Source organism: Nocardia sp. NPDC051900 (assembly GCF_044452545.1).
GTDB classification, from domain to species: Bacteria; Actinomycetota; Actinomycetes; order Mycobacteriales; family Mycobacteriaceae; genus Nocardia; species Nocardia sichangensis.
This window is the reverse complement of sequence record NZ_JBITBU010000002.1, coordinates 378,442-393,286: the sequence shown is the minus strand read 5'-3', so window position 1 is coordinate 393,286 and position 14,845 is coordinate 378,442. Positions and strand designations below refer to the sequence as shown.

9 protein-coding genes are annotated in these 14,845 nt (G+C 69.0%); 5 read left to right on the top strand and 4 right to left on the bottom strand.

Annotated features, from left to right (window positions below; all coding sequences use genetic code 11):
• Nucleotides 1-11 precede the first annotated feature (11 nt).
• Nucleotides 12-1,664, bottom strand: a complete 1,653-nt coding sequence (gene eccE / locus ACIA5H_RS04325) for a type VII secretion protein EccE (protein ID WP_397073823.1) — start codon at nucleotides 1,662-1,664, stop codon at nucleotides 12-14.
• A gap of 265 nt (nucleotides 1,665-1,929) precedes the next feature.
• On the opposite strand from eccE, the gene eccB reads away from it, so the two are divergent.
• On the top strand, nucleotides 1,930-3,438 hold the full coding sequence (gene eccB / locus ACIA5H_RS04320) for a type VII secretion protein EccB (RefSeq protein ID WP_397073821.1): 1,509 nt from the start codon (nucleotides 1,930-1,932) through the stop codon (nucleotides 3,436-3,438).
• Between the two features lie 25 nt (nucleotides 3,439-3,463).
• Here the strand turns inward: eccB and eccA are convergent, their stop codons facing one another.
• On the bottom strand, nucleotides 3,464-5,296 hold the full coding sequence (eccA, locus tag ACIA5H_RS04315; RefSeq protein WP_397073819.1) for a type VII secretion AAA-ATPase EccA: 1,833 nt from the start codon (nucleotides 5,294-5,296) through the stop codon (nucleotides 3,464-3,466).
• A gap of 237 nt (nucleotides 5,297-5,533) precedes the next feature.
• On the opposite strand from eccA, the gene eccD reads away from it, so the two are divergent.
• The 3 genes from eccD to eccCa are packed head-to-tail and all read left to right on the top strand — an operon-like array spanning nucleotide 5,534 to nucleotide 12,549.
• On the top strand, nucleotides 5,534-7,012 hold the full coding sequence (gene eccD, locus ACIA5H_RS04310) for a type VII secretion integral membrane protein EccD (protein WP_397073817.1): 1,479 nt from the start codon (nucleotides 5,534-5,536) through the stop codon (nucleotides 7,010-7,012).
• A complete protein-coding gene (mycP, locus tag ACIA5H_RS04305) occupies nucleotides 7,009-8,424 on the top strand; it encodes a type VII secretion-associated serine protease mycosin (protein WP_397073815.1) in 1,416 nt (471 codons plus the stop codon). Before eccD ends, mycP begins: the two co-directional genes overlap by 4 nt.
• 45 nt (nucleotides 8,425-8,469) lie before the next feature.
• On the top strand, nucleotides 8,470-12,549 hold the full coding sequence (eccCa, locus tag ACIA5H_RS04300) for a type VII secretion protein EccCa (RefSeq protein WP_397073813.1): 4,080 nt from the start codon (nucleotides 8,470-8,472) through the stop codon (nucleotides 12,547-12,549).
• 165 nt (nucleotides 12,550-12,714) lie between these two features.
• Here the strand turns inward: eccCa and ACIA5H_RS04295 are convergent, their stop codons facing one another.
• Together ACIA5H_RS04295 and ACIA5H_RS04290 are read right to left on the bottom strand one after the other, a co-directional pair.
• The gene (locus ACIA5H_RS04295) at nucleotides 12,715-13,320 is read right to left on the bottom strand and encodes a GNAT family N-acetyltransferase (protein WP_379252004.1); all 606 of its coding nucleotides are present in this window, start codon (nucleotides 13,318-13,320) and stop codon (nucleotides 12,715-12,717) included.
• A 3-nt stretch (nucleotides 13,321-13,323) separates the two neighbouring features.
• Nucleotides 13,324-14,127 (bottom strand): GntR family transcriptional regulator, encoded by an 804-nt coding sequence (locus ACIA5H_RS04290; RefSeq protein WP_355076198.1) that lies wholly within the window; start codon nucleotides 14,125-14,127, stop codon nucleotides 13,324-13,326.
• Between the two features lie 358 nt (nucleotides 14,128-14,485).
• Here ACIA5H_RS04290 and ACIA5H_RS04285 point away from each other — a divergent pair, with 358 nt between their 5' ends.
• The gene (locus tag ACIA5H_RS04285; RefSeq protein WP_355076200.1) at nucleotides 14,486-14,797 is read left to right on the top strand and encodes a DUF4254 domain-containing protein; all 312 of its coding nucleotides are present in this window, start codon (nucleotides 14,486-14,488) and stop codon (nucleotides 14,795-14,797) included.
• Nucleotides 14,798-14,845 lie beyond the last annotated feature (48 nt).

Genomic DNA, 14,845 nt, shown 5'->3' with positions numbered 1-14,845 from the left:
TTCGTGTGCGGTCAGCGGGCCGCGAGCGACTCGCCGATGTAGTGCATCTCGTCCGGTGTGGTGACCATCAGCACGGTCGCGCTGCGCGCGGCGGTGCGCACCGTGATCCGATTGGGCGCGTCCGGATCCTGGATGAGCGTGACGTCCGCGTCGACCGACCTGCCGGTATCGTCCGGCCGCCGCACGTGCACGATCGTCGCGCCGCCCGCGTGTGCGATCGGCGGAATTCCGTCGAACACCAGCACCGTCGTGCTCGGATAGGGAGCGGCGGGAGGCGGCGGGGGAGCGGGGGGATGGTAGCTGGCGCCCGCGGCCCGCGGAGCGATCGAGAGCACATGCGGTGCACCGAGATTCGCCACCATGGTGTGCCACGCCTCGGGCCTGGCGGTGTGCACGATGGCATGCGCGCCGAGCGCGGTGGCGCGCAGGATCACCTGCTGAGCGAGATCCAGGTTGCCGATCACCTCCAGGTGCCTGGTGCCCTCGCCGATCAACGGCACCGCGATGCCCTGCCCGCGCTCGTCGGCGCCGATGAGCTGGCCGCAGCCCGCCGTCGGCACCGCGAACTCGGTGAGCGCGGCCAGCGTGCCGCGATAGGCGATGTCGCTGCCCCAACGGCCTGCGTAACCGATGGGCAAGGTGTCCAACAGGATTCGCAGCTGGTTGCCGATCAGCTCGCGCAACCCTGGCAGGGGTGGTTGCTCGGGCGGTGCGACGGTGTCGAAGCGGACGACGGCGTTGAGCACAACGGTGTCGGCGAAATCGGTGCGCCGATCGTGGCGGCCCGCTCCCGGCCGCAAGCGCAACGTCACCGTGGTGGACAAGCTGGGCACCGCCCAGATGTCGGCCAGTCCGCGTGGGCCGATCATGTCGGCCGCGATCTGGTACTGGGTGAGGTAACGGCCTTGGTACTCCAACGTTTTCGGGGACTCGGCGAGTTGGTCGACGTCGAAGCCGTGGGTGAGCTGGCGCACGGCTGTGTTCATCTCGGTGGCGGTCAGCACGGACGCGGCGATGTCGTGTGCGGCGAGCCGGTTGGCGACCCGGCGGGTGGCGATGATCGCGGTGCGCAGCGCGCCGCTGCCACCGCCGCCGCGATTGTCGACCGCCTCGGCGTTGGCCAGCGGATCCATCCGCAGCACCAGCCAGCAAGTGCGGTGCGCGATGGCGGGCAGAGGGCCGAGGATGCGGTCGTAGAGTTGCGCGGCTACGCCGGTGCCCGCCGTGCGCGCGCCCGTGCTCACCACGTCGATGCCGGCCAGGGTCAGATCGAATTGATCGAGGCAGCGGGCGATCTCGGCGAGCGGGAGCAGTTGGTCGGTGCTGAGCGAACCACGGTCCAGCAGCGTCAGCGTGTCCGGCGGCGGATCGATCCGGAGCATGGTGAGCAGCAGATCGCCGTCCCAGCGCACGCCGTAACCGCCGCCCTCGGCGAGCGGAACGTCGAGGGCGGGAGCCTGTGTGAGGCGTTCGGCCGGGCGCAGTCCGGGACGTCTGCGGGCGATCGCGCTACCGAGGCGTTCGGCGGGCGTGTGTCCGCGCAGCGGCGCGAGAACGGCCAGCGCGACCACCGCGCCCGCGGCGATCGCACCCCAGATCGAATGGCTGACGGCGAGAACGATCCACGCGACCGCGGCGGCCGATATCGAGACGGGAACTGTCACGCGCAAGGGAAAAATGCGAAACAACCAGAATTCCGGATCGCGCAGTGTGTCATAGTCCGATCGGCGTTGATTTCTCGGCGCAGGCGCATCCGTTATTTCACTATCGGTTGCCTCGCCGTTCATCGTTTCGTGCACAGTTGTTTGTCCCTGCTTCGCCTCGGTACGGCCGCCGTTGATCGGCTTCGGATTCCATCGGTTCAGGGCCGTCGGTGAATTACGGTACCGTGTCGAAGAGAATGGTGATCGATAGCTCGATGGAGACCATGTGCCTGCACAGCTGACCACCCGCGCTCAGGTCAATGGATACCGATTCCTGTTGCGCAGGCTCGATCACGCGCTGGTCCGTCGCGACGTGCGCATGTTGCACGATCCGATGCGTTCGCAGATCCGCTCGCTGTTCGTCGGCGCGGTGCTCGGCGTGCTCGTGGTGGCGGGCGCCGCGATCCTGGCCTTCCTGCGTCCGCAGGGCGCGATCGGCGACGCCGTGATCGTCTCCGGGAAGCAGAGCGGCGCGCTGTACGTGGTGGTACAGGGCCAGGACGGCAACAAGACCCTGCACCCGGTGCTGAATCTCGCGTCCGCGCGGTTGATCACCGGCGCCGACGCCGAGCCGCACGCGGTGAAGGACGACAAGCTCGGCGATCTGCCGCGCGGGCCGCTGCTCGGCATTCCCGGCGCGCCGAGCGCGCTGCCCGGTTCCACGCAGGGCAAGAATTCGGAGTGGTCGCTGTGCGAGACCATTCCGTTGTCCGAAGGCGGTAGCGCCGCCGCATCATCGGGTGGCACGACGACGGTGATCGCAGGCCACCCCGCGCTCGCGGACCGCATCCGGACCTCGAATCACGACGAGGCGCTGCTCGTCCGGCGCGACAACAAGACCTACCTGGTCTACGACGGCAAACGCGCCGAGGTGGACCCCGCCAATTCGGTGATGGCGAGGGCATTGGACCTGCGCCCCCAGCGGCCCCGTCCGGTCGGCACCGGGTTGCTCGGCGCGACGACGCAGGTTCCCGCGCTGGCTCCGCCGCAGATCCCCCGGGCGGGGGAGCGGGGGCCGGGCCCGCTGTCGGAGATCCCGGTCGGCGGCGTCATCTCGGTGTCCGGCGTGGGGCCGGACGGCGGTGCCGCGCTGTACGTCGTGCTCGCCGACGGTTTGCAGCCGGTGTCGCCGTTCACCGCGCAGGTGATCAGGTACGCCGATTCGCACGGCATGCGGGAGATCGCGACCATGCCTCCCGATGTGCTGGAACGGGTTCCGGTGGTCCGGCAACTGCCGGTCGACGACTTCCCGGTGCGTGCCCCGAGGATTCTGCCCGCCGAGGACGCGCCCGTCGCCTGCGTGGCCTGGGCGAAGTCGCCGGGCGCCGCTCCAGGGCAGGGCCAGGACAACACGGGCGACGGCCCCGGCGAGCGCGCGGCGGTCAGCCTGCTGGTCGGCACCCGTTTGCCGATCGCGGAGTCCGCGAAACCCGTCGAGGTGTCCACCTCCGACGGCGCGGGCGACCGGGTCGACGCGGCCTACATCCCGCCGGGTTCAGGAGAGTTCGTGCAGGTGACCGGCATGGAGCCGGGTAGCCCGCGCCGCGACAGCCTGTTCTACATCGCCGATACCGGCGTGCGCTACGGCATTCCGGACGCGGCCACCGCGAACGTGCTCGGACTGGGCGGCGCCTCGCGCCTCGCGCCATGGGCGATCGTCGGTCAGATGGTCCCCGGGCCCACGCTGTCGGCGCGAGAAGCGCTGGTCAGCCACGATTCGCTGCCCACGAAATAGCGCTCGCCGGGCCGCCCGACCGGACTCAGTCCGTCCAGCCGACGTTCAGCGAGGTGAGCAGGCTGGACAAGGCCAGCTCCATGTCCGACGCCTCGATGCGGCGCAGCACCGCCTCATCGATGTCGGTCAGGTCCAGCGATTCGTCGTTGGCCAGCCGGAATTCGCGCTCTTCCTCGGCCGCTTCGATCACGTTGCGGACGAACCGACCGTTGCCAGCGAGGTCGACGCCGCGGCGCGGCTGACCGCTCTGGTCGGTGCTCTGCATCGCGTACAGGCGCTCGCAGGCCCGGACCAGCTGCTCGAGCGCTTCTTCGGACAGGTCCGAATCGCGTTTCCTGGCGATCACCTGGCCGATCCGCCCCAGTTCGTCCGCCGTGTAGGACGGGAACTGCAACCGCTTCGAAAAGCGCGAGGCCAGGCCGTCGTTGGCGGTGAGCAGCCGGTCGATCTCGCCGTCGTAGCCCGCGATGATCACCACGAGGCGATCACGGTCGTTCTCCATGCGCGCCAGCAGCGTGTCCACCGCTTCCCGGCCGAACGCGTCGCCGCCTTGCAGACCGGTCTGGATCAGCGTGTACGCCTCGTCGATGAACAGCACGCCGTCCATGGCGGTGTCGATCAGCTTCTCGGTCTTGATCGCGGTGCCGCCCAGGTTCTGGCTGACGAAGTCGACGCGCTTGGCTTCGACCACCTTGTCGGTCTTCAACAGGCCGACGCCGCAGTAGATCTTCGCGACCACCCGCGCGATGGTCGTCTTACCGGTGCCGGGCGGCCCGGTGAAGGCCAGGTGCTGGCCGCGCGGCTGACTCGCCAAGCCCTTCTCGGCCCGGATCTTCGCCAGTTGCGCCGACGACTGGAGCTTCGCCACCTGGGTTTTCACCGAGGCCAAGCCGATCTGCGAGTCCAGTTCGGCTCTGGCCTCGACCAGGATCTTCTTCGCCCGGTCCTGGCTCTCGGCCTGTTCCATCTGCTCCATCGACGGCGAGGACGCCGGGTCCCACTTGTCGGTGCGCGCATCGATCACCTCGCGGCTGGTGACGGTGATCCGGTAGGTGCGGTCACGCATCGCGGCCGCGTTCGCCTCGAAATCCGGTGCCTGCGAGTACACCTTCTCGAACAGGGCTTGGGCTTCCTCCTCGTTGCCCGATTCCCGCAGGCACAAGCCGCGGCAGAACATCGCGGTCGACCGCGCCGCCGGGATCGGGCCCGCCTCGGCCTGCTGCATCCGCCGGATCGCCTCGCCGAACAAGCCGAGCTGGGCGCACGCGGTGCCGACCATCACGTGCGCGCCCGCCGCCAGGTACGGATCCTCCCAGTCCGCCGAACCGGCGAGCACCGCCATCACGTCGGGCCAGCGCTGGGTGTTGTAGTGCAGCACGCCACGGACGTACGCGCAGATGCGGCTGTCGATCTCGCCTTCGGGGTTGCTCAGCTGTCCACCGCGGAACGTGTCGAGTTCGTCGAGCACCCGCTCGGCCTCGTCGTACTCCTTGTCGGCGATCAGCTGTGCCGCCCAGGCCAGCGTGACCTCGGTGTGGTTGGCCAGCGGGTAGTCGATGTACAGACCGGGCAGGAAGCGGCCCGCGAGTTCGCGTGGACGCAATCCGAGCCTGCGCTGCTCGCGGTAGAGCGTGCTCGCGCTGGTCTTGTGCAGATTGAACAGAACGTCCTTGGTCAGCTCGCCCGCGGCGGCGCGGCCGAGCCACGCGTCGCACATCGTGGGATCCCACTCCGTGGCGCGTTGAAAAGCCAGTTTCGCGTAGTCGAGATCACGTGCGGATTCTTGCCCCTCGATGGACAATCCGAGCGACAGGATTCCGGCATCGAATGCGCGTTGTGCTTGACGGTTGCCGGTCATTGCTGTCGAACCCCGAAATCTTCGTTTCTCGTAGTAGAGACGTTCATCTGGATACCAGACTACCGATCGCGCGTGGCCCGGTTCGTCCGTTACATTAGGTTCAGCTGCCGGGAGGTCGCAACGCAAGAGTCGGCTATGTGTGCGAGTGCTCGATGTGGTGAAGTCGGGCACTCGGGACGGGTTCCAGCAAATGTTGTCGATGCGTGAATCATTGTTCCGGATGAGGGCTGGGGAAGGTTGCCGTTGATCGAGTCGGCGAGCGGTATACGTGCCACCGAACCCGTATTGAGTCGTGTTTCGGTCATCGGTGGGAACACTCAGGTCGATGTCGGATTGCCGGCCACCGTGCCGATCGCCACATTCATCGGTGATCTGGTGGCGCTCATCGAATCGCGTAACCCGGAGCGGACCGAGGCCGAGGAGGAGTCGGCGCCGCTGGACGCGCGGCACTGGACCCTGGCCCGGCTCGGCCGGGAGGCGATCGCGCCGAGCCGCACGCTCACCGAGGCCGAGGTCTACGACGGTGAGTTGCTGGTGCTGCGGTCGGTGGCCGCGAAGGAAGCGCCCGCGCTGTTCGATGACGTCATCGACGCGGTATCACGGCTGACCGCCGAGGAATTCCTGAGCTGGTCCGGGGCAGCCGCGCGCTGGATGGGCCTGGTCGTGTCGGCGCTCAGCGTGCTGATCACGCTGGTCGTGCTGGTGATCTCGCGCGGGCACGGCGATCCGGTCGCACCCGCTCTCGCGCTGCTCGGCTGTGGCACAGCGGGATTCGTCACAGCGGGTATCGCCGCGCACAGATACGCCGACACGGCGACCGCGACCTGGTTGTCCCTGGACGGACTGCTACTGCTCTTCGGCGGCGCCGCGCTGCTGGTGCCGGGCACGCTCGGCAGTCCCCATCTGCTGCTGGGCAGTTCGGTGCTGCTGATCGCGGCGCTGCTGGGCTACCGGATAACCGGCACCGGCGCGACGCTGTTCTCCTGCGCCGCCGCGCTCGCCGTGATCGCGGGCGTCGCCGCGGCGATCCACCTGATCTGGCATCCGGGCCTGCCGAAATTGTCGGCCGGTCTGCTGGTGGCGGGCATCGTGATCATCTCGGCGGTGCCGCGGCTGGCGGCCGTGCTCGCGCGGCTGCCGATTCCGCCGGTTCCCACCGCGGGCGGCGCGATCGACCCGGCCGACCACGAGCCGCGACCGACCATCGAGGGCATCGGCGCCATCGGCGCCAGCGCACTGCCCTCGGCCGCGGGACTAGGGGTACGGGCACGAACGGCCAACCGGTTCCAGTCCGGCCTGGTCGCAGCGTGCACCGCGAGCGCGGTCGTCGGCGCGTTCGGCGTGGCCGATCCGCTGGGTTCCGGACGCTGGCAGGGCATCACGCTGGCGGTCGTGACCGCGATCATCCTCGCGCTGCGCGGCCGCTCGTTCGCCGATCTCACCCAAGCCGCGACGATGATCGGCGGTGGGTGCCTGACTGTCGTGGCCCTGGCCGTCGGATTCGCCGTCGGGGATTCGGATTACACCTTGCTCGCGGCAGGCATCCTGCTCGCGTTCGCCGCGGGCGTGGTCGGGTTCGGGGTGATCGGTCCGCACATCGAGGTCACCCCGGTGACCCGGCGGATGATCGAGATCTTCGAGTACTTGCTGATCGTGGCGGTGATTCCGCTCGTGCTGTGGGTGATGAACATCTACTCGATGGCCCGGAACATATGACCGGCAGCGCCTTCCGCCGGATCGTCATGCGGATGGCCTGCGCGGCAACGGTTGCCGGCGCCGGAATCGGCGTGCCGTGGCCGAGTGCCCAGGCGATCGCCCCACCCGGCATCGACCCCGGCGCCCTCGGCGCCGCACAAGGTTTGAGCGCGCGGCCCGCGCCGTTGGAGCCGACCGAACAGCGCGCCGTCTGCGCCGAACCCCTGCTCACCGGCGCGCCGCCGGGCGAGCCTCCGATGGCCCAGCGCGTGCTGGATCTGCCGTCGGCGTGGCAGTTCAGCCGCGGCGCAGGGCAGAAGGTGGCCGTCATCGATACCGGGGTGAATCCGCACCCGCGGTTACGGTCTTTGCAACCTGGCGGTGACTTCGTCTCCGACAGCGACGGCACAGTCGATTGCGACGGCCACGGCACCCTGGTCGCCGGAATCATCGCGGCCCAGCCCAGCCCCGGCGACGCCTTCGCAGGCGTCGCGCCCGACGCGGACCTGCTCACCATCCGGCAGCTGAGCCTGGCCTACGAGCCGAAGGACCGCGGCGGCCGTGGCGATCCGCCGGGCAAGATCAGCAGCGACGGCTACGGCAGCGTGCTCACCCTGGCGGCGGCCGTGGTCCGCGCCGTCGATCTCGGCGCCACCGTCATCAACATCTCCGAAGTAGCTTGCACCGCAGCCGGTTCGGACACCGCCGACGCCTCGCTCGGCGCGGCGGTGAAGTACGCCTACGACCGCAATGTCGTCGTGGTCGCGGCCGCGGGCAATCTGCAGCCCGACGGCGCCTGCTCGAAACAGAACGAGGGTTCCGGCTGGAGTTCGGTGGCCACGGTCGCGAGTCCGGCCTGGTTCACGCCCTACGTGCTCTCGGTGGGCTCGGTGGACTCGACGGGCCAGGTGTCGGAGCTGTCGCTGCACGGCCCATGGGTGGGCGTCGCCGCGATCGGCCGCAATATCGTGTCGCTGGACAGCAAACCGGGCGCCACCGGCCTGGTCGACGGCGTCCAGACCACCGATGGAATCCGGGCCGTGGAGGGCACCAGCTTCGCGGCCCCCTACGTGGCCGGGCTGGCCGCGCTGGTGCGGGCCCGCTTTCCGGAACTCAGCGCGCAGCAGGTTATGGACCGCATCATCCGCACCGCACACGGACCGGGCACCGGCCGCGACGACCGGATCGGCCACGGCCTGATCGATCCGCTCGCCGCGCTCACCGCGCAGCTGCCGGAGAAACCCGTGAGCGCGGGCGCCGACGCCGCACGAGCCGTCGCCGCGCCGGTGATCCCGCCGGGCCCCGACCCGCGGCCGCGCCGGATCGCGGTGATCGGCTCCATCGTCTCCCTGGCCTGCCTCGCCATCGGTGTGGCCGTGGCGTTCCCGTTCCGGCGGACCAGGCAGGACCTGAACGCGGAATTCGATCCGTAGCGCGGGCGCAGCTCGACCGCTCGCCGCCGACCGAACGAAGGAATCATGGCTACCGAAGGCTTTGTGCGCCGCCCCCGTATCGCGCCGCCCCGGGCGCCCGGTGGTGAGGTGGCGCTGACCGCTCCGCCGGAGATCGCGCGCGCCCTGCCCGCGCCGCTGATGATGAAGCTGATGCCGGTCGTCATGGTGGTCGCGGTGGTCGGCATGATCGCCATGATGGCGATGATGGGCCGCAACCTGCTGGCCAATCCGTTCATGATGATGTTCCCGATGATGATGCTCATGTCGATGGTCGGCATGATGGCGGGCTTCCGTGGCGGCGGCCCCAAGCGCGCGGTGGAACTCAACGAGGAGCGCAAGGACTACTTCCGCTATCTGGACCAGGTCCGCAACGAGGTGCGCCGCACCGGCGGCAAGCAGCTGGAGACGCTCCGGTGGAGTCACCCCGAACCCGCCGACCTGCCGTCCCTGATCGGGACGAGGCGAATGTGGGAGCGCAGGCCCAACGACCCGGACTTCGGACACGTGCGCGTCGGGGTCGGCAGCCACCGGCTGGCGACCAAACTGGCGCGCCCCGAGACGGGGCCGCTGGAGGATCTGGAACCGGTGTCCACCGTGGCCCTGCGCCGATTCGTGCGCACCCATTCGGTGGTGCACCGCCTGCCGACCGCCGTGTCGCTGCGCGCGTTCCCCGCGATCAACATCGGCGGCCCGGTCGAGGACGCGCGCATGCTGGCGCGGGCGATGCTGATGGAGCTGGCCGCATTCCACGGTCCCGACCATCTCGCCATCGCGATCGTCTGCTCGGACCCGGACGGCCAGGCCTGGTCCTGGGCGAAATGGCTACCGCAACTGCAGCATCCGACCCAGCGCGACGGCATGGGCTCGGCCCGGATGATGTACCACTCGCTCGGTGAACTGGAAACGGCGCTTGCGGCCGAGCTGCTCGAGCGCGGCCGGTTCATGCGCAACCCACAGCCGACCCAGGGGCGACTACATCTGGTCGTCGTCATCGACGACGGCTACGTCAGCGGCAGCGAACGGCTGGTCAGCGAATCGGGCCTGGATTCGGTGACGGTGCTCGACCTCACCGCGCCGGAAGGCGGGCTCGCGGCGCGGCGCGGACTGCAACTGGTCGTCGGCGACGGCGAGGTGGCCGCGCGCAGTGCGGCCGGCGTGGAGAAGTTCGCCACCGCCGACGAGGTGAGCACGGCGGAGTCCGAGTCCTTCGCTCGGGCGCTGGCCAGGTACCGGCTCGCGACGGCCGCGCAGATCGTGAGTCTCGGTGAGGGAACCACGGCCGATCCGGGACTGATGGCGCTACTGAAGATCCCGGACGCGGCCCAGATCGATCCGGCGCGAGTGTGGCGTCCGCGCACCGGCAGGGAGCGGCTGCGGGTGCCGATCGGCATCACCCCCGACGGCACTCCGGTGGAGATCGACATCAAGGAGTCGGCCGAGAACGGCATGGGCCCGCACGGCCTGTGCATCGGCGCCACCGGCTCCGGAAAGTCGGAATTCCTGCGCACTCTGGTGCTCTCGCTGGTCACCACGCATTCGCCGGACGCGCTGAACCTGGTGCTCGTCGACTTCAAGGGCGGCGCGACCTTCCTCGGCCTCGACTCGCTGCCGCACGTCGCCGCCGTGATCACCAACCTGGAAGAGGAACTCTCGCTGGTCGATCGCATGAAGGACGCGCTCGCGGGCGAGATGAACCGCCGCCAGGAGCTGCTGCGTTCGGCGGGCAACTACGCCAACGTCACCGACTACGAGAAGGCGCGCGCCGCGGGAGTGCCGCTCGATCCGCTGCCCGCGCTGTTCATCGTGGTCGACGAGTTCTCCGAACTGCTCTCGCAGAAGCCGGATTTCGCGGAGCTGTTCGTGATGATCGGCCGCCTCGGCCGGTCGCTGCACGTGCACCTGCTGCTGGCGTCGCAGCGCCTGGAGGAGAACAAGCTGCGCGGACTGGAATCGCATCTGTCCTATCGCATCGGCCTGCGCACGTTCTCGGCGAACGAGTCGCGTGCGGTGCTCGGCATCACCGACGCCTATCATCTGCCGAGCGTGCCCGGATCGGGATATCTGAAGAGCGACGCGTCGGATCCGTTGCGGTTCAACGCCAGTTACGTGTCCGGTCCGTACGTCGCGCCGCAGGGCGCGGTGACCGGCGAGGACGGCAGCCCGGTCGCGGGCAGGCGGCCCGCGTTGTTCACCGCCGTGCCGGTGGAGATACCCGACCCGATCGATGCGGATACCGAAGTGGAACCGGTCGCGCCGTCGAACCCGCTGCTGGAGCTGCCGCCGCCACCGTCGGCCGCTGGGGCCGTGCCCGGCGCCGACGAGGGCATCCCGGACACGTTGCTCGACGTGGTCGTCAAGCGGCTCACCGGGCACGGCCGACCGGCGCACGAGGTGTGGTTGCCGCCGCTGGACGAATCCCCGACGGTGGACATGCTGCTGCCGGACCCGGACTGGCGTTCGCCGGTCAACCGGCACGGCCAACTGTGGATGCCGATCGGCGTCATCGACAAGCCCTACGAGCAGCGCCGCGATGTGCTCACCATCAATCTGGCTGGCGCCCAGGGCAATGTCGCGGTCGTCGGCGGCCCGCAGTCGGGCAAGTCGACGACCCTGCGCACCATCATCATGGCGACCGCGGCCACGCACACTCCCGAACAGGCGCAGTTCTACTGCCTCGACTTCGGCGGCGGCAGCATGGCGGGCTTGTCCGGCGTGCCGCACGTGGGCTCGGTGGCCGGTCGCCTCGACGGCGATCGGGTGCGCCGCACCGTCGCCGAGCTCACCACGCTGATGCGTCAGCGCGAGGAGCGGTTCGCCGCGCTGGGCATCGAATCGATGGCCGAGTTCCGGCGCCGCAAGTTCGGCGAGGGCCGTCGCGTTCCGGATGGCACAGCCGGTCCCGCCGACCCCTTGGCCGACGACAAGTTCGGCGACGTGTTCCTGGTGATCGACGGCTGGGCCGCGATCCGCGAAGAGTTCGACCTGCTGGAGCCGCAGATCAACGCCATCGCGGCGCAGGGCTTGTCGTTCGGCATCCACCTGATGATCGGCGCCGCGCGCTGGGCCGAGATCCGCCCGGTGGTCAAGGACCAGATCGGCACCCGCGTCGAGCTGCGGCTCGGCGATCCGTCCGACTCGGAGATGGGCAGGCGCACCGCGCACCAGGTTCCGGTCGGACGCCCGGGGCGCGGTCTGACCGCGGACCAGCTGCACATGCTGATCGCCCTGCCGCGCCTGGACTCCGACTCCGACCAGGGCAGCCTGGCCGACGGTGTCGCGCAGGCGCGGGCCGGACTCGAACAGCAGTACCCGAACCGCCGCGCGCCCGAAGTGCGCATGCTGCCGCTGCGCTTCGGCAGGGACGAGCTGATGGCCTCGGCGAAGGCGGAAGGCGTCGAGCTCAGCCCCACCCGGGTGGTCGTCGGTCGCGGCGAGTCCGAATTGCAGCCGCTGGTGCTGGATTTCGGCGTAGAACCGCACTTCATGGCCTTCGCGGACGTGGAATGCGGCAAGACCACCCTGTTGCGCAACATCGTGATGGGCGTGGTGGAACAGTCGACCACCGAGCAGGCCCGGATCATCATGGTGGACTACCGCCGGACCATGCTCGGCGTGGTCGAGGGCGACCACCTGGCCGGATACTCGACGTCGTCGCAGACCTGCGGTCCGATGATCCAAGAGGTGGCCGGGTATCTCGCCAAGCGGATTCCCGGCTCGGACATCACACCGCAGCAACTGCGCGAACGCAGTTGGTGGAGCGGCCCGGAGATCTACATCGTGGTCGACGACTACGACATGGTGGCGGCCGGTACCGGCATGAATCCGTTCGCGCCGCTGTTGGAATACCTGCCCCAGGCGCGGGATATCGGCATGCATTTCGTGGTAACCCGCCGCAGCGGCGGTGTGTCCCGTGCGCTGTACGACCCGATTCTGGGCACCATGAAGAACCTTTCGGTGGAGACGCTGATCATGAGCGGGTCGCGTGACGAGGGCAAGCTGATCGGCGACGTGCGGCCGAGCAAGCTGCCGCCCGGCCGTGGAACACTGGTCTCGCGCAGCAGGGGTATCGAGATGGTGCACATCGCGCACTTGCCGCCCATCTGATCGGTTCGCCGTCGTGCGCCGGATATTCCGGCGTGCGCGGAGCGGCTCGTGAGTGCGCGGCACGATCGCGCACAAGGCGTCCTGCGATATTCGGTTACACCGTGCCCGTCGCGCGCGGCGGGCAGCCCCGGACAGCGCGGATCGTTCAGTTGTCGCCGCGTGGGATCAGTTGTTCGGCGGCGGTGGGCGCAAAAGCGCAGGCGCGGCCACTCGCCCGACAGCGGGGACCGGCACGGGAAGTGCGGGATCCCAGCTATCGGCTCTTCGCTCGAACAGCGCGCGCGACGGTCCCAGCGCGAGCGGGCCCGCGATGCGCACCAAACGGAATCCCGCCGAACGGTAGTAGGCGTGCAGGTGGGTATTGGTGGTCCACGCGTCGAGCCGGACCCAGGCGCGGCCCTGCGAGCGGGCGAGCAGTCCCGCGTGCGCCAGCAGGTGATGGCCCACGCGGCGGCCCGCGAAACGCAGATCCACGATCATGTAATGGGCGATCACCGCGTCGTCGAGTTCCCACGCCGACCACAGACCGGCGTCGGCGCGGTCGTTGACCGTGATTGTTCCCGCCGGTTCGCCCGCGACCTCGGCGATCCAGGTCTCGCCCGCGTCCAGCGACCGTCCCACGGCGCGAGCGAAGATCTCGATGGGCAGGCCGCGTCCGGCGACCGTCCACTGGTCGGAGCCGCGCGCGGTGAGCCACGCCGTGCGCTGTACGCGCAGGCGGCAGATCATGCCGAGATCGCCCCATGTCGCCTGGCGCAGCGCGATCGTCATGGGCTAGGCCCGGCCGGTCCCGTGCGAATCGGCAAGCGTGGTCCGGATGACTGCGGTGCCTTCGGCGTCGCCGAGCTCGTAGGCGAGCCGATTGCCGGAGGCGAGCGAACGTTGCCGCGTGGCACGGGTGACGCGCTCGTGGTTGGCGCCGATGCGCAGGTGGTCGAGCAGGATGGTGCCGGTGGCGACGCCGAGCACCAAGGCTTCCTCCGCGGTGGCAGGCCGGGCGACGAGCGTGTCGCGGTGCGCGGTCTCGGCATGGCCCCGGTCGGCGAGGCGGCGGGTGGTGCCCTCCGGAATATCGTGCGGTGAATCGATTCCGGTGGCCTCCGCCAGATCACGGGGATAGAAGCTGACCTCCCACGACCACGGCTCATGGTCGAGATACTGGACCACCGTCCTGGCCAGCACCCACGAATCCGGCGGTATCCCCAACCAAGACGCGACTTCGGGGCTGGCGGGCTCCATCTTCGCGCTGAACTCCTTCGACGGCTCCCGGTGCGCGGCCCGCGCGATCTCCTCGAAGATGTCGTGCGGGGTCTGCGGCCGGTCGGGGCGGATGGAATCGGTGACAACGGATTCCAGGATTTCCTGGTTTCGAACGATCGTTCCGCGGGAAGTAGCTGTATAGACGAGATTTTCGGTCACCAGCACCTGGATCGCGTTGCGGGCCGTGGTAATCGAGACCTGCATTTGATCGGCAAGCTCCGAGTGACTGGGCAGTCGATCGCCCGGTTTCCACTTGGCTGCGCGGATCTCCTCGCGGAGGAGGTCTGCGATCCGGTGATACGTCGGACCGTCCGCCATCTTGCTCCTCGGTTGGTCATGCAGGTAACGAAGTGTACTCTCCGTGACTCCCTACGGCCCGTTAACGCTTGACAGGTGCCTTCAGAGGTTTATTGTAATGAAGTCCTGATCCGGTGTTGTGCGGCGATGACGGCGAGGCAACGTGGCAGGTTCGGATACAACGGTCGTAATGGCCCTCCCTGGCACACCTAGGTGTGTCGATCCTTCGGTGCGCTCTTCGGCACCGGGATTGCTTCCCACGTCCGACCTATTGGTTCGGGCGTGTCGCGGACACCGCGTGGTCGGTGGTCCGCTCTTGTGGTTCGCTCGTGATCTGGCAGTGCTACATGAGCGCCGCCTGGTCGGCCGCGGTGGTTCGGTGGACACCTCCGTGGCGGTGGTTCGCGAAATCGAGCGTCGCAGAGTCGAATTGGTGATGGCCATCGACGACTGGGTGATGCGAAGTGTGCCGCAGCATCGGCTCGGCGCCACTCTGCACACCGAAACGGTGGGTGCGGTGATCGATCGCCTCGCCGAGTCGTCGGTGCGCGCACACCACGCGTTGATGACTCTGAACGCGCACGACGATTTGCTGCACAACGCGTGGCATCATCTCGCCGAACTCGCGGACGCCTATGACGATCTGGTGCGCGACGTCATGGCGGGCAGGCGGCGTCTGCCCGAGTGGTGAGCGGCTGATCCGTTCGCCCTTCGCCCCGCCGGGCCACCGCCCGGCGGG